Below are 26,064 nucleotides of genomic sequence, written 5' to 3'. Positions count from 1 at the left end.
AGAAGGTTTAGATATGAAAAAAGATGAACGTATATTATGCAAGGTCACTGGTATCCAACCTTATGGTGTATTTGTTGAATATGAAAATTATCAAGGATTAATTCATATATCTGAGATATCAGATAGATTTGTTGCAGACATAACTAAATTATTTAATGTAGGCGATGAAATATACGCTGTTGTTTTAGAATGTGATCAAAAAAATCTAAAAATGCAATTATCTTATAAAAAGGGTCTATTAGTGGATCCTAAAGTTTTAAAAAAAGTTGATATAAAAATAGGATTCCGTTCACTTGAAGAAAAGTTAGATGAATGGGTAAAAAATAAAAAAGAGGATCTAGGAAATGATTAAATTAAATATTAAAGAGGCAACTTCGTTTCTAAAAGATGATGTTTATAAACTCCAAGATAAAGTGAATTTAATACATCAAAGTATACATCAAAAAACAGGTAAAGGTAATGATTTTTTAGGGTGGCTGGATTTACCTTTTTCTTATGATAAAGAAGAACTTGATAGAATACATAAACTAAAAGAAACATATAGTAAAATAGATTGTTTAGTAGTTATTGGTATTGGTGGGTCTTATCTAGGGTCAAAAGCAGGCCTTGAATTTTTAAAGACACCTTTTAAAAAAGAAAAACCTGAAATCATTTTTGCAGGACATCATTTATCATCTAATTATTTAAAACATTTACTTAAATATTTAAACAAGAAAAACTATGTAATTAATGTAATTTCAAAATCAGGTACTACAACCGAACCTGCTGTTGCATTTCGCTTATTAAAAGCACATATTGAAGAAAAATATGGCTTAGAAGAAGCTAGAAAAAGAATATTTGCAACTACAGATAAAAAACGTGGCTCTTTATATCAACTAGCTACAAATGAAGGATATGAAAAGTTTGTTATTGAAGATGCTGTAGGTGGACGCTTTTCCGTATTATCTGCAGTAGGATTACTACCATTTGTTTTTGCAGGTATAGATGTTAAAAAAATGTTACAAGGTGCTCAAGATGCAATGGTTAATGCATCTAACCCATCCTTAAAGAAAAATGATGCATACCTTTATGCAACTACTAGATTTTTATTACATGAATCGGGTAAGGATGTTGAGTATTTAGTAAATTATGAACCAAGGCTAGCTTTTTTTGCTGAGTGGTGGAAACAATTATTTGGTGAATCTGAAGGTAAAGAAGGTAAGGGCTTATTAGTGAACTCTGCATCATTTACAACAGACCTACATTCACTTGGACAACAAATACAAGATGGTAAAAGAACGATTTTTGAAACAGTTTTAACAGTTAAGAAATTAGATAAATTAACAATCCCGTTTGATGAAAATAATTTAGACCAACTAAATTATATTGCAGGTAAAGAAATTTCATATGTCAATGAACAAGCATTTTTAGGTACGAAAGAAGCACATATTGATGGTGGTGTACCAAATATTGTTATTTCAATTGATAGATTAGATGCATACCACTTTGGCTATTTAGTATACTTTTTTGAAATAGCTTGTGCGATGAGTGCATATTTACTTGATGTTAATCCATTTGATCAACCAGGGGTTGAAGCATACAAAAAGAATATGTTTAGATTATTAGGAAAAAAATGAGACAATTTACAACAAAATCAAGTCAAGAGACTATTGAATTAGGAAAAAAATTAATAGAAGTTTTGCCAAAACATTTAAATGTTATCTTACTAAATGGTGATCTATCCAGTGGAAAGACAACATTTACTAAGGGTATAGCATTAGGTTTAGGTATTAAAAGTGTTGTTAATTCACCAACATTTACAATCTTAAAATCATATGAAGGTAAAAAGAAATTAAACCATCTAGATCTTTATAGACTAGATGGTTTAGGCATGGACTTTGATTTAGAAGAATATATTGAAGATGAAGATTCAATATCAGTTATTGAATGGCCAAGCCAAGTCAAAGAACTTATACCAAATCTTTATGTAAATGTAGATTTAAAATGGATTGATGATAACACACGAATTATAACAATTTCAACAAATGATAAATCAGATGAATGGATGAACCAAATATGAAATATTTACTAATAGATAGTTCCACAAATACATTAATAATTATGTTACATGATAATAATCATTTAATTGAAGAACAAATTAGGGTTGGTAAATCTGATCATCAAGCACATATCATACCAATGATTGAACAACTTTTATTAAATAATAATCTTAAAGTTAAAGATTTAGATGGAATTATTGTTGGTGTAGGACCTGGTTCATATACAGGATTACGTGTAGGTGTAATGACAGCTAAAATGTTAGCATATAGTGCAAATATTAATTTATATAAAATTAGCAGTCTAATCTTTCTAACATCAGGATATGAAAAAAATATATTAGCATGGCATGATGCAAGAAATAACCAAGGTTTTTCAGCACATATTAAATTAGGAAAAATAACAAGTGAAGAAAAGGTTCGTCACATGACGGAATTATCTAATAGTGATTTAGATGAATTATTAATACTTGATGCAAATACAATTAAAGTTGATGGAAAAGTTATTCTTCAAGAAAAAGTTGTGGTTGATAATATATATGAACTTATACCTAATTACTTAAGAAAGACTGAGGCTGAGAAAAATCTTGATAAGAACAGCAACCATTCATGATATTGAGTCCATTGTTCATTTGGAAAATAAAGTCTTTGGACATTCTTTAGGTTATTCATTTTTAAGACAAGAACTTCTTGAAAATGAATTTTCAAAAATATATGTCTATACTAAAAATAACCAAATTATTGCATATATTAGTTTTCGTCAGATTGATTCAAACGCCGATATCATGAATTTTTTAGTTGATATTCCTTATCAAAATCAAGGTATTGGTAGTAAATTATTTGAATATGCGTTACTAGAAATGAAAGAAACAAATGTCACTTCACTCGTATTAGAAGTTAGACATAGTAATTTAAATGCCATTAAATTTTATGAAAAATATGGCGCAACAATCATTAGTACCATCCCAAACTATTATGATACAGAAGATGGCTATATGATGTTAATGGAGGTTAAATAATGATTATATTAAGCGTTGAAACATCTTGTGATGAAACCAGTGTTGCAATAACTAAAGATGGTAAAGAAGTATTATCAAATGCTGTTTTATCACAAATAAATATACATAAACCATATGGCGGAGTTGTTCCAGAAATTGCATCACGAGCGCATATAGAGTCTATGCTATATATATTTGATGAAGCGATTAAACAAGCAAATATTAATATAACTGATATTGATTTAGTTGCTGTAACAAAAGGACCAGGACTGATTGGTTCTTTGCTTGTAGGTATTAATGCAGCAACAACTTTTGCTTATGCAAATAATATCCCACTTATTGGAGTAAACCATTTATTAGGACATATATATGCAGCACAAATTGAAGGTGAAATGACCTTTCCTTTGTTGACCTTATTAGTTAGTGGTGGTCATACTGAATTATTACTTGTAAAAGATCACTTAGATATCGAACTATTGGGTACAACTTTAGATGATGCAGTAGGTGAGGCTTATGATAAAGTAGCTAGAATGTTAAACCTAGGTTATCCTGGTGGACCTGTAGTTGATAAATTAGCACATATAGGTGAACCGATTTATAATCTGCCTAAACCATTTTTAAAAAATGAACCATATAATTTCTCATTTTCAGGATTAAAAAGTTCAGTATTAAATTTAGTACATAATATGAAACAAAGAAATGAAACTTTTAAAGTAGAAGATGTTTGTGCATCATTTCAAGAATCAGTAACTGAAGTATTAGTTGAAAAAACTAAAAATGCAGCCAATATACTGGGTGTTAAACAAATTGTTGTTGCTGGTGGGGTTGCTGCAAATAAGGGACTAAGAACTAAAATGAAGGAAAGAATCACAGATATTCCAATACTTACACCTAGTATTAAATATTGTACAGATCAAGCTGCAATGATTGGAATTGCAGCATATTATCAATATCAAAAACAAGGTGCATTAAAGGATTATTATCTAAAAGGAACATCAACTCTAAATTTTGAAGCGAAGTAAAGTAAAATTTAATATAAATTTAAAAAATAAGCATATAATATAAACATCAAAAGGAGGGATTTTGATGTTTAAATGGATAAAAAGAATTATCAAATTAGTTATACTAATTATCATTCTAACGCCGATTATTATGCTTATTTTAATGTATAAGGGCTACAGTGCACCAGTAGATGATTTCGAAGTACACGAAAACTTATCATTTAATGATATAGCTAGTAATAAATTAGATACATTTTTAGCAGATAATACGGCTGAATCTTTTGATTTTATAGTAACTGAAGCTGAAGCTAATGCTGCATTAAAGTCGGTTTATGCAAAAGATAATCCTAATTTTGGGAAAACTGAATCAACGATTCCTGAAAGTGAAAGAAAATATGCAATAGAATTTGGTAATAATGGTGGGTTTAAAGGTGCAAGTATTAAGTTTGATGATAGTGGACTTTCACTTGAGGCAGGTATAGATGCAGGGGTTTCTGGTATTTATTATCAAACAACACTTTATTTAGATCTAGACATCATTATTGAACAAGTTACAGTAAATAATGTTGTAGAAAATCAGTACAAACTAGTAATTAAAGACATTAAGATAGGTAATTTACCAATTCTTTGGATGTATGATTTAGCTGATTGGGTTACTGCTAAATTTATAGACAATGGAATCAATGGTTTAATTTCTGATGCGGTATCAGGTTTTGGTAATTATGATTTAGAAACTAAATCTATATGGGTAACATCAACAGACATTATTAATTTAATTTCTGATATAGGAGATCCAAACAGAGTCATGCTTGAAGCACTTTTAGGTTTTATTGATGAAGAAGAATTATTAGCATCTGGTTTCACTGAAGATGCTGGTGGTATTTCACTAAATTTAGGTAAAATGCGCTCATCTAAAGTAGCTTATCAAACACAAACTCAAATCACTAGTCAAGCACAGTTAGATAATATGTTTCAAAATCAATTAACATCACTACTTTTATCATCAATTGGTGGTGGAACGAATCTAAACTATGATATGCATGAAGAATCATTTAACCAACTTATTGAATATTATGTTGGAACAAGTATGGATGTTGCACAAAACTTTGAATTAGGAAGCAGTACCTATATTTTAAAAACCTTACCTTTATATGCCGAATTTATAGATAATAAGGTTCATTTCACAATTATTATGCATCTTTATAATGATGCTGAACCAACTAAAATATATCAAACAGATTTTACTTTAGTATCAACACCTTCTATTTCAGCAGATAAACAAGATCTTATATTTACAATAGAAATGATTCATATTGGTGAAGATACTATAGTTACAAACGATAAAGTAGCAAAAGTCTTAGAACTTGTAGGCGATGTAGAAATGATTCAAGGTAATCAAATTATATTAGAAGACTTTATGGGGAATTTCGCAAATTCAAGTGTTACTGTTGACAGTGTATTAGTTAATGGAAAATACTTAAGATTTGTTATTACACCAAGTATTTCTCAGCAACAAGCATTAACAGATTTACAAAATCAAATAGATAATGCATTAACAACAATACTAAGTAACCCACAATATTCTGATCTACAAGATGCTTATTCAAATGATCCAAGTGATGTTGAAGGATTATTAGATGCATTAAATGGGTTAGATCCTGTAACTCAAAATGCATTTTATAATCAACTCTACTTAACTTTGGGTACTAATGTAGATATTGATTTATTGTTACCTTAATTACTTAATAATAAGTGGTATACCTATGTGTTAGGTATACCATTTTTATATGAATATAGGTATTAAAATGATAAAATTATAATAAATAAAATTTATGTAAAGGTGTAGTATTATGTTAGAATATAAATCTGTTTTAATTAATAAAGTTTTAAAGAAAAGTATTGAATCAGCAATTGATTCAACAATTAATGATATGGTAAAAAGTGGTTGGACATTTGTCCAGATGACTGGTACACAGTCATATGCAGTAATTCTTTTATTTTCTAGAGATAAATTTGGATATTAATCCACTTAAAATATTGTGTAAACCACTAAATACATCAAAGAAATACTAGCCTTATTATGGTATAATAAATAGGAAAAGATTGGGTGATTTAATGACTATAGTATTTGTTATTGATAATTACTTGCATCAAACAAATGGCACAGTTATTACTGCGAGACGTTTTATTGAAAAATTAAGAAAACGCGGACATACTGTGCGCATTTTATCATGTGGATTACCTGATACTGACTATTTTCCTTTAAAAGAAAGAAAAATTCCTATTGTATCAAGAGTTGCAAAAAAGCAAGATGTCATATTTTCTAAACCTGATACAAAAATTATTTTAAGTGCAATTAAAGATGCTGATATTGTACACTTGGTTACACCATGGAAAACATCAAGAATAACGTATAAACTATGTAAGAATTTAGGTATACCTGTAACAGCAAGTTTCCACATACAACCTGAAAATATTACATATGGCATAGGCTTATCTAATGCATATTTATTAAATAAACTTATATATAATAAATTTAAAAAGTTATATGGGAAGTTAGATTTTGTACATGCTCCATCTAACTTTATTGCAAATGAGCTTAAGAAAAATAACTATACAACAAGTATAAAAGTAATTTCTAATGGTGTGTCTGATATATTCTTTAATCAAGAACCTAACTTTTCAGATGATATATTTCATATTGTTTCAACAGGTCGGTATGCAAAAGAAAAAAATCAAATTACTCTTTTAAAAGCAATAAATAAGTCTAAATATAAAGATAAAATTAAGCTAACTCTACCTGGGCAAGGACCAAAAGAAAAAACACTTAAAAGTTATGCAAAAAAGAATAGTCTTAATGTAGAATTTGGGTTTTTAAGTCAAGAAGACTTAATAAATACACTAACATCAGCATCACTTTATGTACATCCTGCTCATATCGAAATTGAAGCAATTGCATGTATTGAAGCGATTGCGGTGGGTATTGTACCATTAATTGCTAATTCTAAAAAATCAGCAACACCACAATTTGCATTAGATGATAAAAGCCTATTTAAACCAAATGATGTTGATGATTTAGTTTCTAAGATTGAGTATTGGATTGAAAATAAAGATATTAGATTAGAGTATATTAAAAAATATAAAAACTTTAGTAATAAATATAGACTTGATTATTCTATTGACTTGTTTGAAGAGATGTTATTAAATGGTATACAGGCTAATAAAAATAGGAAGTTATCAGAAACATTAAAGGGCAAAGCATTTTCAAGGCAATTTAATAAAAAGCCAGTTGCTAAAACAGTTTCTGCACTCGCTTATTATTTAATAGCTCTGCCTTTACTAAGTATCTATTTAAGATTATTTTTAAATGTAAAGTTTAAAAACAGAAAACACTTTAGGAACATTAATGGTGGTGCAGTTATTATTTCAAATCATGTCCACTTATTAGATGGTGTAATGAATTCACTAGCAAGTTTTCCTAAACGTCCAATAATGACTGCCCAACAAGATAACTTTAAAAAACCAGTTGCTGGATTTTTTGTAAACTTATTAGGTGCTGTTCCTATTCCAGAAACAATTATGGAGACAAGATTATTTTTTGATCAACTTGGAAGAAGAACAAAACAAGGTAGATTTGTTCATGTTTATCCTGAAGGTGAATTGAAAATACAAGATGATGAAATTAGAACATTTAAAAATGGTGCATTTAAACTAGCAGTTGATAGTGGTGTACCAATAATTCCTGTAAGAATTCATTTTACTAAAGGAAAATATAGAAAACAAATTGTAGTAAATGTAGGAAAAGCTGTTTACCCAGATTTAATGACAACAAACAAAGATGCTCAAATTAAATTAAAAAATGAAACAATAGAAATGATGTCAACATTATAATTAAGAAGGTGAATTTATGAAGAATCAATCAAACTTTATTAAAACAATTATGGAAAATGATTTAGAAAGTGGAAAACACAACAAAATCATTACAAGATTCCCACCAGAACCAAATGGTTTTTTACATATTGGACATGCACGTGCAATTATTACAAACTTTGAACTTGCTAAAACATTTGATGGGTACACAAACCTACGCTATGATGATACAAATCCTTCAAAGGAAGAAGAGGCATATGTTCGTGGAATTGAGCGAGATGTAAGATGGCTTGGTTATGATCCTAAAGCTATATATTTTGCAAGTGACTATTTTGGTGAAATGTTTGAGCGTGCTAAACTACTTATTAAAAAAGGTTTAGCGTATGTAGATGATCAAACAGCTGAAGAAATATCAAAAACCAGAGGAGATGTCGTAACTCCAGGTACCGAATCACCTTATAGAAATCGTAGTGTTGAAGAAAACTTAAAACTATTTGAGGAAATGCAAGAAGGTAAATACGAAGAAGGTTCTAAAGTATTAAGAGCTAAAATAGATATGGCAAGTTCTAATATGAATATGCGTGATCCTGTTCTTTATCGAATTAATTTTGAACCACATCATAACACTAAAGATAAGTGGAAAGTATATCCTATGTATGATTATGCACATCCACTTGAAGATGCTATTGAAGGTATTACACATAGTTTATGTTCATTAGAGTTTGAAGATCATAGACCTTTATATGATTGGGTTATAAAAGAAACAGAAATGCCACACGTACCACGTCAAATAGAATTTGGACGTTTGGGTATTGAAAACACAGTCATGTCGAAAAGATATTTAAAACATCTTGTTGATCAAGGTTATGTAAATGGCTGGGATGATCCTAGAATGCCGACAATCTCAGGCTTACGTAAAAAAGGATATACAAAAGAAGCAATTAGAGAATTTATATTAGCAACCGGTTTATCTAAGGTAAATAGCGAAGTTGAAATTGACATGTTAGAATCGTTTGTAAGAGATGATTTAAATAAACGTGCAAGACGTGCATTTGCCGTTACTGAGCCATTAAAGGTTACTATTACAAATTATCCTGAAGGGAAAGTAGAATATTTTGATGTGCCATTTCACAATGAAGATGACTCATTAGGTACAAGAAAAATAGCATTCTCAAAACATTTATATATTGAACAAGAAGACTTTAGTGAAGTAAAGCCGGATAAAAAATATAAACGCTTATCTTTAAATGGAGAAGTAAGATTATTTCATACATACTTTATTAAAGCAAATGAAGTTATTAAAGATGAATTTGGCAAAGTCATTGAAGTACTTGCAACTTATGATGTAAATACATTGTCTGGTTCTGGTTTTAATGAAAGAAAACCAGATGGAACAATCCATTTTGTTGAAGCATCAACTGCAATTCCTGCAAAATTTAATTTTTATGGACCATTACTTTTAAATGATCCAAACCTTTCATTAGATGAAAGATTTAATCATGACTCACACACAATCAAAAAAGGTTTTGTTGAACAAGGTATTCATGATGCGAAGCACGAAGAAAAATTTCAGTTCATTCGTGATGGATTCTTTAACTGCTTTTATGAAGGTGAAGATAAGTTTGTCTTCAACGAAATTGTAGCATTAAAGAAAAGCTATAAATAAGGATATATAATGAATAATTGGTTAAGTAAATTAAATAAAGAACAACATCAAGCGGCGACCCATGTTAATGGACCGCTTTTTGTCGTTGCTGGTGCTGGTACTGGAAAAACTAGAACCTTAACCACACGGATTGCTTATTTAATTGAATCCATTGGTATACCTCCTGAAAATATATTAGCCGTCACATTTACAAACAAAGCAGCTAAAGAGATGAAAGATAGAATCGTTGAAATGTCCGGCCCATATGCAGTGGGTACATGGGTATATACATTTCACTCATTTGGTGTTCAACTTCTTAGAAGAGATATTGAAGCATTAAATTTAGGATATACTAGAAACTTCAATATCATTGACGAAGATGATGCGAAAGCGATTGTTCGTAAAGTAATTAAAGATTTAAATCTAGATAGTAAAGAATTTAAAACAAATCTAATTAGACATAAAATTAGTGCTCTAAAACATTTAAATATAGATTATTTTGATAATACAACAGAGCGTTTAATAAATGAAAAATATACAACTGAGTTAAGAAATAATAATTTACTAGATTTTGATGACCTACAAGTATTAGCCTATAAACTTTTAAAAGAACATCAAAGTATTTTAGAACACTACCAAAGAAAATTTCAATATATTTTAGTAGACGAGTTTCAAGATACAGACCACATACAATATCAGATGATGAAATTACTAGCTGATAAACATAAAAATTTATTTGTTGTTGGAGATCCTGATCAATCTATTTATGCATTTCGTGGTGCAAACTATGAAAATGCTAATTTATTTACCAAAGATTTTGGTGGAAGTCAAATTCTAGATCTTAATTACAGGTCCACAAAACAAATTCTTAATTATGCAAATAAATTAATTACCCATAATAAAAATCGTCCAATCAAAAAAACTTTAGAATCTGCACATGGTGAGGGTATTAGTCCGTTTATGTGGACTGCAAGTAGTGATTTTAATGAATCAACAATGATTGCTAATGAAATTCAAAGTTTAGTTAATGAATCTAATTATAACTATAAAGATATAGCCATACTTTATAGAAATAATGCACTAAGTAGAACATTTGAAGATACTTTAATGAAATATAATATACCTTATGTAATGTATGGTGGTATCTCATATTATCAGCGCCGTGAAATTAAAGATATTCTTGCATATATTAGATTAGTATTAGATACAAGTTTGGACTTTTATTTAATTAGAGTCATAAATGTACCTAAACGTGCAATTGGACCAACAACATTAAACAAGTTAGAACTGCATGCAAAATCGCATAACTTATCGATGTTTGATGCAATAGATACACTAGATGTTACAGGTAAAACAAAAAATTCCCTTCTAGAATTTAAAGCACTCATACTAGAAATGAAACAACACCTTGAAACAATGACAAATCTTGATCAAGTTGTTGGATACATTGCTCAAAAATCAGGATATATTGCAATGCTTGAAGAAGATAAAGACGAAGCATCAACTGATCGTATTGAAAATATTAAAGAATTAAAATCTCCTTTTGTTCAAGCAGAAAACTATTATGAAGGTACATTCAAAGAAAAATTAATGCAATTACTTGATCAAATAGCACTTTATTCAGATTTAGACAAAGCATCTAATGAGGATGCTGTGGTATTATCAACATTCCATCAAGTTAAGGGATTAGAATTTAGAGTTATATTTATGACGGTCATGGAAGAGCAAATATTTCCATCAGCACAATCATTTATGGATTTTAATGAACTAGAAGAAGAAAGAAGAATCGCTTATGTAGGTGTTACAAGAGCTAAAGAAAGACTTTATTTAACCAGAAGCGAACAACGCCTATTATATGGAGCAATGATCTATTCTAGACCATCTAGATTCTTAAAAGAAATGATGCCTGATAATGAAATACTTGTTGGAAGAAGTCAGACAAACATATCAAATCAACCAAAAGATTCAAACTACTTAAAAGCTGGAGATAAGATTATACATCAAGTTTTTGGCAAAGGTATTGTAGTTAATGTTGAAAAAGGAATAGCAACTATCGCATTTTCAATGCCACATGGTATAAAACAGCTCATGGAAAGTCATCCAAGTATTAAAAAAGAAATATAAAAGTTAAACTTATTTAACACCTCTACTATAAGAATAGTGGAGGTGTTTTTTTATGATTTTGAATGATGAACAAAAACTAGCAGTTTATAATAATGATAAATTTATCTTTTTAATGGCTGGTGCTGGTAGTGGCAAAACTAGAGTAATCATAGAAAAAATTAAATATTTAATAAATAAAGGTATTAGTGAAGATAAGATCTTATGTATTACATTTACTAATAAATCTACAAATGAAATGAAGAAAAGATTAGGAAATTTAAATATAGATACATACACATTTCATAGTTATTGTTATGACATTTTAATTAAAGAAAAGACCTTTAAAATATTTGAATACAACAACGAATTTACACAAAATGAAATACTAAAAATATCAAATTATAAAAACAGTTTATATAAGGCTAAAAAACCTAAAATATATGATACTTATAAAAATTATTTAGATAAAAGAAACTTAATTGATTTTGATGATTTAATGATTGAAGCAATAAACTATGTTAGTAAACATTCATATGAATATATATTTATTGATGAGTTTCAAGATACTAATTTACTTCAATTTGAATTACTTAGAAAAATGATTAATGAAAAAACAAATGTATTTGCAGTAGGAGATCCAGATCAATCAATTTATGCATTTCGTGGAGCAAGAGGTATTTTAATAAAAAAATATTTAGATTACTTTAATGCAACACTTCTAAAACTTGAAAAGAATTATAGATCAGATGCTTATATACTTGATGCTTCTAATAACTTAATAAAAAAGAATATAAACCGCTTTAATAAAAGGTTAAACGGTATACATAATCATGAAAATAAACCTAAAATATATATAGGTAGTCATGAGAAAATAGAAAATAAAATTATTAGTAAGATTAAAGAAAATAAAGATTTTGATGCCGTAGTTTTATTTAGAAATCATTATCAAGTATCTAAACTAAAACAACTAATGATTAGAAACTATTTGTTTAATGTAAATTTTTTTAGTTTCCACGAAGCTAAAGGTTTAGAATTTAAAAGTGTATATATCATTGGATTAGAAGAACTACCTTATGATAAAGAAAATATTTATAAAAACAAAGAAGAAGAAAGGAGGTTGTTGTTTGTTGCTATGACAAGAGCAATGAAAAACTTATATATCTTTTCAACTAAAAAAACAGGCTTCATTAAAGAGATGAAAATAGACATAATTAATATGTAAAAATTTAATAAATTAGTTTTATAAACTCATGAGACATCGGGCCTCGTGGTATAATAAAGGATAGGTGGTATTTATGAGTATAGAGACTAAAATTAAAAACTTAAGAAATCAAATTAATGAAGCAAACTATGATTATCATACTAAAGATAATCCTAAAATATCTGACTTTCAATATGATGCACTTTTAAAAGAGCTTATTGAATTAGAACAATTATACCCAGAGTTTGATGACCCATCATCTCCAACTAAAAAAATAGGTGGTATAGTTTTAGATAAATTTATAAAGCACACACATAAAGTACCGATGATGAGTCTGGGAAATATTTTTAACGAATCTGAATTAGATTCGTTTTATGAGCGTATTGATAAGGTTATATCAAACCCTACATTTGCTGCAGAACTAAAAATTGATGGACTAGCAGTATCATTAATTTATGAGTCTGGTAAGTTTGTTAAAGCCGCCACTAGAGGTAATGGTACGATTGGTGAAGATGTTACCGAAAATGTTAGAACAATAAAAAGTTTACCGCTTGTACTTAATGAACCTATTGATATTGAAGTACGTGGTGAGATTTACATGTCTCATGAAGCTTTCAAAAAGGTAAATTTAGAGCGTGCCAATGAAGGCTTGGATTTATTTGTTAATCCAAGAAATGCTGCAGCAGGATCGATTAGACAATTAGATTCAAAAATTGTTGCCAAAAGATCTTTAAGTCTATTTACTTATGCTGTTGTTGAACCTATGTTATACCAAAAAACCCAAATTGATATTTTAAAATATTTAGATAAATTAGGTTTTCCTGTTAATCCTCATTATAAGTATGTTGAATCTTTAGAGGCATTAAAAGAATCAATCAATTATTTTGATGAACTAAGAAAAAAATTAAAATATGACACAGATGGTGTTGTAATTAAAGTAAACGATTTATCTACATATGATATGTTAGGCTTTACCGCTAAACATCCAAAATATGCTGCAGCATATAAGTTTCAAGCAGAAAAACAAATAACAGAAGTTAAAGATATTATTTTCCAAGTTGGCAGAACTGGTGTAATAACACCTGTTGCAGAATTAAAGCCTGTATTTATTTCTGGATCTTTAGTATCTCGTGCTACATTACATAATGAAGACTACATATTAAATAAAGATATTCGAATTAATGATTATGTTTATGTACACAAAGCAGGTGAGATTATACCTGAGGTAATAGAGGTTATTTTTGATAAACGAAATGATCAAGAGCCATTTAAAATGATTGATCACTGCCCTGCTTGTGGTGGTGTTTTAGAACGTAAGTTAGGTGAGGCAGATTATTACTGTACGAATCCAAATTGTTCGGGTAAAAATATATTTGGTTTAATTCATTTTGCAAGTAGGGTTGCTATGGATATAGATACCTTAGGTGAAAAAGTTGTTGAATTACTTCATGATCAAACCTATCTTCAAACAATTCCAGATATTTATAAATTAAATCAATATTCAAATGAACTACAAGAATTGCCTGGGTTTGGTAAGAAAAAGGTAGAAAAACTACTTGATGCAATTGAAAATTCTAAAAATATGAGTTTTGATAAACTAATATTTGGATTAGGTATTAAAAATGTTGGAGCTAAAGTTGCTAAAACATTAGTTAATGTATATCCTTCAATAGAATTACTAATTGATGCTAAATATGAAGATTTAATCACAATACCTGAAATAGGACCAGAGATTGCTTTATCTGTGGTATCTTATTTTAAAGATAATAACAATATAAATATGCTTTTAGAACTTAAATCATTTGGATTAAACATGACACATGAAAAAGAAGAAATATTAGAACATGAATTTAATAATAAAACATTTGTTGTTACAGGTACCCTAGATAGTTTTTCTAGAACTGAAGCGAGTTCAATCATAGAAAAACTAGGTGGTAAGGTTTCTGGCTCTGTTTCTAAAAAAACAGATTATGTATTAGCTGGACGTGATGCTGGATCTAAATTAGATAAAGCATTAGAACTAGGTATTAATGTGATGGATGAAGAAACATTTAAGGTGAAAATCAATGAATAATGACTGGCTGCGCATTAAAGGTGCTAGAGAAAATAATTTAAAAAATATCGATTTAGATATACCTAAAAATAAATTGGTTGTAATGACCGGTGTTTCTGGTAGTGGTAAATCAAGTTTAGCATTTGATACAATCTACCAAGAAGGTCAAAGACGCTATATGGAGTCATTATCAAGTTATGCAAGACAATTTCTTGGTAACTATGAAAAACCAGATGTTGACTCAATTGAAGGGTTATCCCCAAGCATTTCAATTGATCAAAGAACAACTTCTAATAACCCCAGATCAACTGTTGGTACCGTTACTGAAATATATGATTATTACAGATTATTATATGCAAGAGTTGGTACACCATATTGTCCGGGATCAGATACACCTGTAACCAAACAAACCATTGAAGAAATGACTTTAAGAGTTCTAAAATTACCAGAAAACTCTAAAGTTGTTATTGTTGCACCAACTGTTTCTAGACAAAAAGGAACACATAAAGAAAAGTTTGCACAATGGTTAAAAGAAGGGTTTACCCGTGTTTGGGTAGATGGTGAAGTTCATTTAATTGAAGAAATTGGTGAGTTAGATAAAAATAAATACCATGATATAGCTGTTGTTATTGATAGATTGGTTATTAAAGAAGGTATACGTTCTAGAGTTTATGATGCAATGGAACTTGCATCTAAATTTGGTGATGGTAAAACAAGAGTTATTGTAAATGAAAAAGAAGTTATTAACTTTAGTGAAAAATACTTTTGTGAAGGTATAGATTTTACGATACCTGAATTAGAACCTAGATTATTTTCATTTAACACACCAATTGGTGCGTGTCCACACTGTAATGGTTTAGGACTTAAAATGGAAGTAACCAAACAGTTAGTTCTAAATCCTGAAAAAGGTTTACTTGATGGTGGTATTATTCCTTATAAAAATGCAGATGAAAATAATCTAAACGTTCAAGAAATAGAAATTGTTTGTCAGCACTATGGTATTGATCCTTATCAACCAATTAGAGAAATACCAGACGATAAACTTGATGTTATTTTATATGGAACAAAAGAAAAAATAGATTTTAATTTAGTATCTAATAGTGGAAGAAAACACGAGAAAACTGTTAAATTTGAAGGTATCATTGAAAATTTAAATAGACGATATGTTGAAACTACATCAGAATGGATACGTAAATGGATTGAATCATTCATGTCAGAAACAACATGTCCTGTATGTAAGGGTCAAAGATTAAATGAAGCTGCATTATCTGTTCGTGTAGACGGTTTAAATATAAGCCAAATGATGAACAAACCAGTAGAAGAATTAAAAGACTCAATCCACAATTTAAATTTAAATGATGAACAAAAACAAATCGCTAAGTTACTAGTGGAAGAAATCGGGCACCGCTTAGATTTTTTAGATGATGTAGGGCTAGGCTATTTAAATTTAGCACGTAGTGCAGGTACCCTTTCAGGTGGAGAAGCACAACGCATTAGACTAGCAACTCAAATCGGATCTAAATTATCAGGTGTATTATATGTTCTTGATGAACCAAGTATAGGTCTACATCAAAAAGATAATGAAAGATTAATTACATCATTAAAGAAAATGCGTGATTTAGGTAACACTTTAATTGTTGTTGAACATGATCATGATACGATGCTGGCATCAGATTATTTAATTGATATTGGTCCACAAGCAGGTGAACATGGTGGACTGATTATGGCTTATGGTACACCCGAAGAGGTCATGAAAAATAAAAATAGTTTAACAGGTAAATATTTAACAGGTGAACTTAAAGTGGAAGTACCTACTAAACGTCGTCAAGGTATTAATAAAGATATTATGATTATTGGTGCACGTGAAAATAATCTTAAAAATATTACGGTTGCTATACCACTTGCTAAATTAACACTTGTAACAGGTGTTTCAGGTAGTGGTAAGTCAACACTTATAAATGATATTTTACTTAAAGGATTACGTCAAAAAATATATCGTTCAAAAGAATTAGCTGGTACACATGATATGATTCAAGACTATGGTTATATAGATAAAATCATAGAAATATCACAATCACCAATCGGATATAGTCCAAGAAGTAACCCGGCTACTTATACAGGTGTATTTGATGATATTAGAGATGTATTTGCACTTACAAATGAGGCTAAACTAAGAGGTTATAAAAAGGGAAGATTTTCATTTAATGTACGCGGTGGACGATGTGAACATTGTAATGGTGATGGTGTAATTAAAATTAGTATGCACTTTTTACCTGATGTATATGTACCATGTGAGGTTTGTGGCGGTACAAGGTATAATCATGAAACACTTCAAATTAAATACCGTGGTAAGTCTGTTGCAGATGTACTTGATATGACAATTGATGAGTCAGTTGATTTTTTTGAGAACCATCCAAAGATTCATTCTAAACTAAAGACAATTCAAGATGTAGGATTAGGTTATATTAAACTGGGGCAATCCGCACCAAGTTTATCTGGTGGTGAGGCACAAAGAGTTAAACTAGCATCTGAATTATATAAACGTATTACGCCTAAAACACTTTTTATATTAGATGAACCGACAACAGGATTACATACTGATGATGTCAACCGTTTAGTTAAGGTCTTACACAAGATTGTTGATCAAGGTGCTACAATGATAGTAATAGAACATAATCTGGATGTTATAAAGAATGCCGATTATATTATTGATTTAGGACCTGAAGGTGGCGATAAAGGTGGATATATTGTAGGCACTGGCACACCAGAAGAATTAGCTAAGAATACAAAGAGTTATACAGGTAGATATTTAAAAGGTTTATTATAAGGATTGAAAACGAATGAATAATTTTAATAATTCAAATAAAGATAATGATAAAAACTCTGTTATTCGGTTTAAACTAGGACTAACCTTACATAAAAATTTCTATATACATCTAATGATCTTATTACTAACAAACCTAATAGTTGGTGCGATTGTTATAGGTCTAAGTTCCAGATTATATCCGTTATTAAGTATCGTTAGTATCAAGTCTTTTATAATAGTTATTTCACTATTTACAATATTTGAAGTTGTATCAAAGCTAATTATGGTAAGATTCTTATACAAATTAATTTTTATAACATTCGGTTTATTATTCTTTATATTTAATGCATTATCTTTTCATTTAGTCTCACTTATGATTACGGACTTTTCGTTTTTATATGATGGTAACAACGTCTTTATATTTACAATCAGTTTCATGTTAATAAGATTACTTTTTACAACCTATATTAGAAAATCCAAATGGATACAAGGAGGCATATAATATGTCATTTATAAAATCTGTTCGCTTAAAAAAAATAGCAAAAGATTTAAACTTAAAAATCGTTGCAGGCTTTGAAGGTGAATCACGTCAAGTACATGTAGAAATGTTATCAAGACCTGGAGTAGAATTTGCAGGATTCTTAGATTTTTTCGATCCACAACGTATTTTACTTATAGGATCTAAAGAAGCTCACTTTTTAATGTTACTTGATGAAAATACTCAAAAAAAGCGTGTTGAAGCGGTTTTAAAGTTGTTGCCTCCAGCAGTAATATTTAGTGTCAATGTTGAAATCCCTCAATACTTTATAGACCTAGGTAATAAATATGGTGTACCTTTATATCATTCAGATGAAAGAACAACTCCAATTAATTCTAAACTTTATGCGTATTTAAGAAGTGCACTTGCACCACGTGAAACACTTCATGGAACACTCCTTGATATTTATGGTATGGGTACATTAATTATTGGTAAATCTGGTGTAGGTAAATCAGAAACAGCACTTGAACTGATTAAAAGAAATCATATATTAGTTGCTGATGATAGAGTAGATGTATATGAGGCAGCTCCTGGTATTATTATTGGTCAGGCACCAAAAATATTAGAACGTTACATTGAAATACGTGGCATTGGTATTGTTGATGTTGTTCAAATGTTAGGAGCAGGCGCATTTAGAGAAAACAAAAAAATTAGACTTGTTATAGAATTAGAGCCTTGGGATAAAAATAGAACATATGACCGTTTAGGTATTGAAACAGAAAATTATGTTATATTCGGAACCAATATTCCTAAAATTACAATACCTGTATTACCTGGTAGGAATAATGCAACATTAGTAGAATCAGCAGCTATGAACCAAAAGTTAAAATATCTGGGCTATAATGCCGCAGAAACACTTATACAAAATGTAGCCAAAAAGGCAGCAAACAAAGGAATGGATGAAGATGATGATGAATAAAATCAAAGAAAATAAAAACTTAGTTGCATATATTTCTATGGCAATCGGATTTTTATTACTTATACTAATAGCAACAAGGGGTAGTGCACCCTATGAATCGGTAGCATTTGAATTTGGAGATTTTAGTGTTCAGTGGTATGCAGTATTTATCCTATTTGGAATCGTATTTGCTGCGATTTTAGGGTTTTTAGAACTTGAACGTTATGGTCAAGATCCAAATATTATATGGGATGGGTTACTAATTTTTGTACCACTTTCTATTTTAGGTGCTAGACTTTGGTATGTATTATTTAACTTAGATAAATATAATGGAAATATCGGCAGAATGCTTAATGTTGGTGAAGGCGGATTAGCAATTCACGGAGCGATTGCTGTTGTATTTGTTGGACTTATTTGGTTTACTAAGTTTAAAAAAGTTGATTATTTCTTTGTTCTTGACATCGTTGGACCTGGATTTTTAATAGGACAAGCCATGGGACGCTGGGGTAACTTTATGAACCGCGAGCTATATGGTCCAGTACTTGAAAATCCAAATTGGTTACCACCATTTATTAAAGAAAATTTATTTTTTAGTGGAAAATATCATCACCCAACGTTTCTTTATGAAAGTAGTTGGAATATTTTAGGGCTTATATTAATTTTAGTATTTAGAAGAAAAAAGTTCGTAAAATTAGGCGATATATTAGCATTTTACTTAGTATGGTATGGTGTAGGAAGAATTCCTAATGAAATACTTAGAATGGCTAGTGGCGTAAAAGAACCATTAATGTTATTTAATATTCCTGTAAGTATTGCAACATCTGTAGCACTAATTCTTGCAGGTATACTCGTATTTATAATTAGAAGACTTACTAATAAAAACATCATATCTTATGATGATTATGGTAAAAAGGCGGTATTATTTGATTTAGACGGTACCTTACTTGATACCATTGACTTAATTTATAAAAATATTAAAGAAACATTTAAAATACATTTTCCTAATAAAAAATTAAGTGATGAAGAATTAAGAAGTTTTGTGGGACCAACACTAGATGTATCTTTTGGCTGGTATGAAAAAGATCCAGAAAAGATTACTAAAATGATAGATACCTATAGAAATATTAATGAAAAGAACCACCATGATGGTGTAGATAGCTATAATAATGCTGAACTCGTATTAAAAACACTTAAAGAAAGAAACTATAAAATCGGTGTAGTTTCAAGTAAAATAAACAAGTTTGTAAGACTTGGACTTGAACAAAATGGACTGATATCCTATATAGATATAATTATAGGTAGTGATGATTCACCCGTACATAAACCAGATCCATTACCACTTCAAATGGCACTAGAAAAACTTTCTGTAAAGGCTTCAAATGCAGCTTATGTAGGAGATCATCCAAATGATATATTTGCAGCACAAAATGCAAATATGATGTCAATTGGTGTAAGTTATTCAATACACTATAAAGAGTTACTAGGTGCAAAACCAGATCAAGTCATTGATGATCTTGAAAAACTTTTATACATATTTAATTAGGAGATATATAATGCTTGATTTAATTATTATTGGTTCAGGACCGGCAGGTATGACTGCAGCGATTTATGCAAAACGTGCAAATTTAAAAGTTATGATGTTAGAAAAAAGTGCACCTGGTGGTCAAATGGTTGATACCGCAGAAATTGAAAACTATCCAGGATATCAGTCATTAAAAGGATATGAACTTGCAACACACATGTTTGAACATGTTCTTAGTTTAGGTTGTGAAGTTAATTTTCAAGAAGTTATTACGATTAAAGATTTTAAAACATATAAAGAAGTACATACAGAAAACCAAGTATTTCAAACAAAAGCAGTACTAATTGCAACCGGGGTAGTTCCAAGAAAATTAGAAATACCAGGTGAATTTGAATATAGTTCTCAAGGTATTTCTTGGTGCGCTATTTGTGATGGACCACTTTATAAAGATAAAAAAGTAGTTGTCATTGGTGGGGGAAACTCAGCAGTTGAAGAAGCACTTTTCTTATCAAATATCGCATCGCACGTTACTTTAGTTCAAAACCTAAAACATTTAACAGCAGATAAAAAAGCGCAAGATTTACTTAAAAAAGCCAAAAATGTAGACTTTATATATGAGGCTAAAGTATTAGAGTTTTTAGGTGATGATAAATTAACAGGTGTAAGAGTTGAAACTAAAGAAGGTATTAAAGATATTCAAACAGATGGTGTTTTTGAATATGTAGGACTTATTCCTGCAACTTCATTTTTAAGAGAACTAAATTTATTAGATGAAATAGGTTATGTGATTACCAATGATGAATTTGAAACAAACATTACAGGAATCTTTTCCGCAGGAGATTGTAATGTTAAAAAAATAAGACAAATAGTAACCGCTGTAAGTGATGGTGCATTGGCTACACAACATATTATTAAATATTTAGAAAATTTATAATTAAAGGGTGTTTATATTGAGTTTTGCTAAAGAAGTTAAAGAAGAATTAAATCAACTAACAAATACGGATGAGGAACAACTTGCAGAACTTTCTGCGATGATTGATTTAGCAACTGAATTATCTATTTCAGAAGGCAAACAAACCTTATGGTTTAAATCAAACAATCCAACTGTAAGTAGACGTTTTTTAACTTTACTTAAAAAACAATATAAAATAGACTCCACATTACTAACCAAAAAACAAGGTAATTTCAATAAGGGATATCAAATTAGATTAGGTATCCAAGAGGCTTTAGAAGAAATTAAATTAGAACACGGTATATTTGGTGATAAAGATGCAAGTGAGTTTCTTACTCAAACATTTGAAACAAAACTAGCATATTTACGAGGTGCTTTTTTAACATCAGGTTCAGTAAATGATCCTAAGACATCAGAATATCATTTAGAAATATATTCAGATAATGCAAACTCGATTTTAAAAATTCAAAGTCTAATGAATTTACTAGATATGAATGCTAAAGTTACTAAAAGAAGAAATGGTTATATTGTATATTTGAAAGATGTTAATAAAATAGAAGACTTCTTAAGATTTATCGGTGCGAGTCAAACAGTTTTCGAGTTTGAAGATATTCGTATTAAAAGAGATTTTAATAACTCTATTAACCGTATATTAAATTGTGAACTTGCTAATGAAAAGAAAACAATTGTTGCAGCTAATAAGCAATTAGAAGATATAGAAACAATTGAAAAATATAATATTAAATTAAACGATAAATTAATGCAAGCACTTCATATAAGAAAAGAAAACCCGGATGCATCTTTAAATGAACTACTTGAAGTATTTGAAGATACATTTAAAGAAAAAATAACGAAATCAGGATTAAATCACAGATATAAAAAAATATCTGAAATAGCTAGTGAACTTAAACTAGAAAGAGGTCTAAAATGATTTATGCAATTGGTACAGATTTAGTTGAATTAAACCGTATTAAAACAATGGGAATTGAACGGTTTAAAAGTAAAATTTTAAATGATGATGAACTTAGAGAATATGAACAAATTAATCATGAAAATAGAAAACTTACCTATTTAGCAGGTAGGTTTGCTGTTAAAGAATCTTTATTCAAATGCTTTAAATCAGGCGATAAAACAGCAAATTATAAAGACTTTAGTATCTTAAATGATTCAAATGGAGCACCCTATGTTATTTCTAAATATACAGATGATTATTTATGTCATATTACAATAAGTCACACAAATGAACTAGCGATTGCATTTGTTGTTTTAGAAACTAAAGTTTAGGTTGTAAAATATGTGTTTTTTAAGTATAATATATTTGCGTAAAAATTTAAGGATGTGGAAAACATGGCACGAGTAAACAAAAAAGAAGTTAAAAAAGTAGAAAAACCAAAAGTAGTAAAAAACCCTTCAGGTATTAAAGAAGAATCTGAAAAAGGCGAATTATTCTTTAAAATAGTTTTATTAATTATGGCAGTAGCCCTTGTATCTGTAGTACTATATTTTGTTGTTGATGCTTTGATTGGTAAAGACAATAATGCAGCACAAAAAAGATATGAAACAAACAACTATGTTTTATTAGATGATGTAAAAAAAGTATCAAATCGTGAGAACTTTGAAAACCTTACACATGAAGGTTTAAAACAAACTCTAGATTCATATGAATTTGTTTATATATTCTTTTATTCAGAATCTAATCCTACAACATGGCAAGAAGCAGCAGCATCTGTTGCAGATAACTTATTTGATTTAGAATCAGTTGAAGAAAAAGAATCTAAAGGCTTTAAATATTATGTATTATCACCAGAACATGCAATGTTCTTTGTTGATATTGATGTTGAAGCAAATACAGGTTGGCAAGATGTAATTGAAACAGGTATTGGTCAAGCTGCAAGAAATGAAGTGCCTGCTTTATTAGAAGTTGTTAATGGTGAAGACCTAAATTGGTTTGGACCTTTCTATGCAGCAGATAAAAACGTTTCAGCAGAAACTAAATTAACAGAATTATTAAACAGTTTTAACTAATAACTTAAAGGGAAAAACAATTTTTCCCTTTATTTATATATAAAGAAGGAGGACTATATATGAATGAAATATTAGTACAAGAAGTATCAAAAGAATTAAAATTACCAAGTGCTAAAGTTAAAGTAGTTTTAGAACTACTATCTGATGGCGCAACCATTCCTTTCATCGCACGTTATCGTAAAGAGATGACAGGTGGTATGGATGAGGAACAAATTTTTCAAATCAATCAATTATTTGAATATGCTAATAACTTACATAAACGTAAAGAAGATGTGATTCGTTTAATTGCTGAAAAGGAAATGTTAACACCTGAACTTGAAAAAGAAATTTTAGCAGCAACAAAATTAGTTGAAGTAGAAGACCTTTATCGTCCATTTAAAGAAAAGAAAAAAACAAAAGCAACAGAAGCAATTGCAAAAGGTTTAGAACCACTTGCAAACTTTTTACTATCTTTCCCAAATAAAGATATTTTAGAAGAGGCTAGTAAGTATTTAAATGATGATGTAAAAACTATAGAAGAAGCCATAGAAGGTGCTAAATACATTGTTGCTGAAAGTGTCAGTGATGATGCAAATATTCGTAAATACTTAAGAGATTACTTATTTAAACACGGACTCATTATTACAACAGTAAAGAAAAATGGTAAGGAACTTGATTTAAAAAATGTTTATGAAATTTACTATGATTATAGTCAACCAATTTCTAGAATAAAACCACATCAAATACTAGCAATCAACCGTGCAGAAGCAGAAAAAGTAATAACAGTAAAGCTTGATGGCACAAAAGATGCTATGGAAAACTACATCATTAAAGAAGTAATTAAAAAATCATCAAGTGCAGATGAGTATTTGAAAGATGCAATTAAAGATGCATTAAAGCGTTTAATATTCCCATCTATTGAAAGAGAAATTCGTTCAGAACTATCTGAAAAAGGTGAAGATCAAGCTATTGAAGTGTTTGCAGATAACTTAAGTAAATTACTACTTCAACCACCACTTAAAGGTAAAGTAATACTTGGTATTGACCCAGCCTTTAGAACCGGCTGTAAATGGACTGTAGTTGATCCTACAGGACAAGTACTTGAAAAAGGTGTTATGTATCCACATGAACAATCTAAAGATGGTAAACCAGATCCTAAAAAAGTATTTGAATCTGAATTACAAATTAAAGTATTATACAAAAAATATAAGTTTGAACTTATAGCTATTGGTAATGGCACAGCATCAAGAGAAACTGAAAAGTTTATTGTTCATGTTATTAAAGAACAAAACCTAAATGCTAAATACGTAATAGTTAATGAAGCTGGAGCATCCGTATATTCTGCAAGTGAAGTTGCAAGAGAAGAATTCCCTAACTTTTCAGTTGAAGAACGTAGTGCTGCATCTATTGCAAGAAGACTACAAGACCCATTATCAGAACTTGTTAAAATTGATCCAAAATCTATTGGAGTTGGTCAGTATCAACATGATGTTGCACCTAAAAAATTAGATAATACATTGAACTTTGTGGTTACAAATGTTGTAAACCAAGTGGGTGTAAATGCCAATACTGCAAGTAAATCACTTTTAACTTATGTATCAGGTTTAAGTAAGACTGTTGCTGAAAACTTTGTTACATATAGAAACGAAGTGGGTGGATTTAAATCTAGAGAAGATATATTAAAGGTTCCTAAACTAGGACCAAAAGCTTATGAACAAGCAGTAGGATTCTTAAGAATTCCAGAATCAGATGAAATACTTGACCAAACATCTATTCACCCTGAAAGTTACGAACTTGCTAAAGAAGTTATGAAAAAACTTTCAATTAATCCTGAAGACATTGGTAAACCAAGTGTTAGATTATGGACTGATAACGTTAATTTAGACCAAACAGCTAAAGAACTAAATACAGATAAATATACATTAGAGTTAATCTTAGATGCATTTGTTCAACCAATGAGAGATCCTCGTGATGATTATGAGCAACCAATCTTAAAATCTGATGTACTATCTATTGAAGATCTTCAAATTGGTATGGAACTTGAAGGAACAGTAAGAAATGTTACAGATTTTGGTGCATTTGTTGATATCGGATTAAAAAATGATGGACTAGTACATATATCTAAACTATCAAATAAATTCGTTAAACATCCAAAAGATGTTGTATCAGTTGGTGAGATTGTTACTGTATGGGTACTAAACATCGATAAAGACAAATCCAAAGTCGGTCTTACAATGATAAATACTTTAAATTAATGATTGACTTATTATAAAAAATAAGTTAATATAATAAGGCATGATTTTATATCATGCCTATGATGGAGCGATACTCAAGAGGCCGAAGAGGGCGCACTGCTAACGCGTTAGACGGTTAACCCCGTGCGAGGGTTCAAATCCCTCTCGCTCCGCCATTGGCCCGTTGGAGAAACGGTTAACTC

22 protein-coding genes and 1 tRNA gene are annotated in these 26,064 nt (G+C 29.6%); all 23 read left to right on the top strand.

The window, feature by feature from the left end; translation table 11 throughout:
- The first annotated feature begins 13 nt into the window (after positions 1–13).
- The 23 genes from G324_RS0103040 to G324_RS0102930 all read left to right on the top strand — a co-directional run bounded on the left by G324_RS0103040 (position 14) and on the right by G324_RS0102930 (position 26,037).
- On the top strand, positions 14–352 hold the full coding sequence (locus G324_RS0103040; protein ID WP_025724929.1) for a S1 RNA-binding domain-containing protein: 339 nt from the start codon (positions 14–16) through the stop codon (positions 350–352).
- On the top strand, positions 345–1,616 hold the full coding sequence (locus G324_RS0103035; protein ID WP_162146850.1) for a glucose-6-phosphate isomerase: 1,272 nt from the start codon (positions 345–347) through the stop codon (positions 1,614–1,616). The genes G324_RS0103040 and G324_RS0103035 overlap by 8 nt, the downstream gene beginning before the upstream one ends.
- Positions 1,613–2,059 (top strand): tRNA (adenosine(37)-N6)-threonylcarbamoyltransferase complex ATPase subunit type 1 TsaE, encoded by a 447-nt coding sequence (gene tsaE, locus G324_RS0103030; protein ID WP_162146849.1) that lies wholly within the window; start codon positions 1,613–1,615, stop codon positions 2,057–2,059. The genes G324_RS0103035 and tsaE overlap by 4 nt, the downstream gene beginning before the upstream one ends.
- Positions 2,056–2,649, top strand: coding sequence for a tRNA (adenosine(37)-N6)-threonylcarbamoyltransferase complex dimerization subunit type 1 TsaB (gene tsaB, locus G324_RS0103025; protein ID WP_162146848.1), 594 nt, complete (start codon positions 2,056–2,058; stop codon positions 2,647–2,649). The genes tsaE and tsaB overlap by 4 nt, the downstream gene beginning before the upstream one ends.
- Positions 2,624–3,055, top strand: coding sequence for a ribosomal protein S18-alanine N-acetyltransferase (rimI, locus tag G324_RS07210; RefSeq protein ID WP_162146847.1), 432 nt, complete (start codon positions 2,624–2,626; stop codon positions 3,053–3,055). The genes tsaB and rimI overlap by 26 nt, the downstream gene beginning before the upstream one ends.
- The gene (tsaD, locus tag G324_RS0103015) at positions 3,055–4,056 is read left to right on the top strand and encodes a tRNA (adenosine(37)-N6)-threonylcarbamoyltransferase complex transferase subunit TsaD (protein WP_025724924.1); all 1,002 of its coding nucleotides are present in this window, start codon (positions 3,055–3,057) and stop codon (positions 4,054–4,056) included. Before rimI ends, tsaD begins: the two co-directional genes overlap by 1 nt.
- A 64-nt stretch (positions 4,057–4,120) precedes the next feature.
- A complete protein-coding gene (locus G324_RS0103010) occupies positions 4,121–5,773 on the top strand; it encodes a hypothetical protein (RefSeq protein ID WP_025724923.1) in 1,653 nt (550 codons plus the stop codon).
- 112 nt (positions 5,774–5,885) lie between these two features.
- The gene (locus tag G324_RS07965; RefSeq protein ID WP_156921271.1) at positions 5,886–6,059 is read left to right on the top strand and encodes a hypothetical protein; all 174 of its coding nucleotides are present in this window, start codon (positions 5,886–5,888) and stop codon (positions 6,057–6,059) included.
- A 91-nt stretch (positions 6,060–6,150) separates the two neighbouring features.
- Positions 6,151–7,926 (top strand): glycosyltransferase, encoded by a 1,776-nt coding sequence (locus G324_RS07675; RefSeq protein WP_025724922.1) that lies wholly within the window; start codon positions 6,151–6,153, stop codon positions 7,924–7,926.
- 16 nt (positions 7,927–7,942) lie between these two features.
- Positions 7,943–9,571 carry a glutamine--tRNA ligase/YqeY domain fusion protein gene (locus tag G324_RS0102995; RefSeq protein WP_025724921.1) on the top strand — a complete coding sequence of 543 codons (1,629 nt, stop codon included), beginning with the start codon at positions 7,943–7,945 and terminating at the stop codon, positions 9,569–9,571.
- Positions 9,572–9,580: 9 nt separating this feature from the next.
- Positions 9,581–11,674 carry an ATP-dependent helicase gene (locus tag G324_RS0102990; RefSeq protein WP_025724920.1) on the top strand — a complete coding sequence of 698 codons (2,094 nt, stop codon included), beginning with the start codon at positions 9,581–9,583 and terminating at the stop codon, positions 11,672–11,674.
- Between the two features lie 52 nt (positions 11,675–11,726).
- On the top strand, positions 11,727–12,875 hold the full coding sequence (locus tag G324_RS0102985; RefSeq protein ID WP_025724919.1) for an ATP-dependent helicase: 1,149 nt from the start codon (positions 11,727–11,729) through the stop codon (positions 12,873–12,875).
- Positions 12,876–12,948: 73 nt separating this feature from the next.
- Positions 12,949–14,928, top strand: coding sequence for an NAD-dependent DNA ligase LigA (gene ligA / locus G324_RS0102980; RefSeq protein ID WP_025724918.1), 1,980 nt, complete (start codon positions 12,949–12,951; stop codon positions 14,926–14,928).
- On the top strand, positions 14,921–17,734 hold the full coding sequence (uvrA, locus tag G324_RS0102975) for an excinuclease ABC subunit UvrA (RefSeq protein WP_025724917.1): 2,814 nt from the start codon (positions 14,921–14,923) through the stop codon (positions 17,732–17,734). The genes ligA and uvrA overlap by 8 nt, the downstream gene beginning before the upstream one ends.
- A gap of 13 nt (positions 17,735–17,747) precedes the next feature.
- Positions 17,748–18,215 (top strand): hypothetical protein, encoded by a 468-nt coding sequence (locus G324_RS0102970; RefSeq protein ID WP_025724916.1) that lies wholly within the window; start codon positions 17,748–17,750, stop codon positions 18,213–18,215.
- Between the two features lies 1 nt (position 18,216).
- Positions 18,217–19,170 carry an HPr(Ser) kinase/phosphatase gene (hprK, locus tag G324_RS0102965; RefSeq protein ID WP_025724915.1) on the top strand — a complete coding sequence of 318 codons (954 nt, stop codon included), beginning with the start codon at positions 18,217–18,219 and terminating at the stop codon, positions 19,168–19,170.
- Entirely contained in the window at positions 19,163–20,692 is a 1,530-nt protein-coding gene (lgt, locus tag G324_RS07670; RefSeq protein ID WP_162146846.1) for a prolipoprotein diacylglyceryl transferase, read from the top strand. The genes hprK and lgt overlap by 8 nt, the downstream gene beginning before the upstream one ends.
- Before the next feature lie 10 nt (positions 20,693–20,702).
- Positions 20,703–21,605 (top strand): NAD(P)/FAD-dependent oxidoreductase, encoded by a 903-nt coding sequence (locus G324_RS0102955; RefSeq protein ID WP_035357244.1) that lies wholly within the window; start codon positions 20,703–20,705, stop codon positions 21,603–21,605.
- A 16-nt stretch (positions 21,606–21,621) separates the two neighbouring features.
- Complete coding sequence (gene whiA, locus G324_RS0102950; RefSeq protein WP_162146845.1) at positions 21,622–22,554, top strand: DNA-binding protein WhiA; 933 nt, start codon at positions 21,622–21,624, stop codon at positions 22,552–22,554.
- Positions 22,551–22,907 (top strand): holo-ACP synthase, encoded by a 357-nt coding sequence (gene acpS, locus G324_RS0102945; RefSeq protein ID WP_025724911.1) that lies wholly within the window; start codon positions 22,551–22,553, stop codon positions 22,905–22,907. Before whiA ends, acpS begins: the two co-directional genes overlap by 4 nt.
- Before the next feature lie 63 nt (positions 22,908–22,970).
- A complete protein-coding gene (locus G324_RS0102940; protein WP_025724910.1) occupies positions 22,971–23,648 on the top strand; it encodes a hypothetical protein in 678 nt (225 codons plus the stop codon).
- 59 nt (positions 23,649–23,707) lie between these two features.
- Positions 23,708–25,882, top strand: a complete 2,175-nt coding sequence (locus G324_RS0102935; protein ID WP_025724909.1) for a Tex family protein — start codon at positions 23,708–23,710, stop codon at positions 25,880–25,882.
- A gap of 64 nt (positions 25,883–25,946) precedes the next feature.
- A tRNA-Ser gene (locus G324_RS0102930) sits at positions 25,947–26,037 on the top strand.
- Positions 26,038–26,064 lie beyond the last annotated feature (27 nt).

The organism is Acholeplasma granularum ATCC 19168 (assembly GCF_000526235.1).
GTDB classification, from domain to species: domain Bacteria; phylum Bacillota_I; class Bacilli_A; order Acholeplasmatales; family Acholeplasmataceae; genus Acholeplasma; species Acholeplasma granularum.
This window is presented reverse-complemented; position numbering and strand designations above follow the sequence as displayed.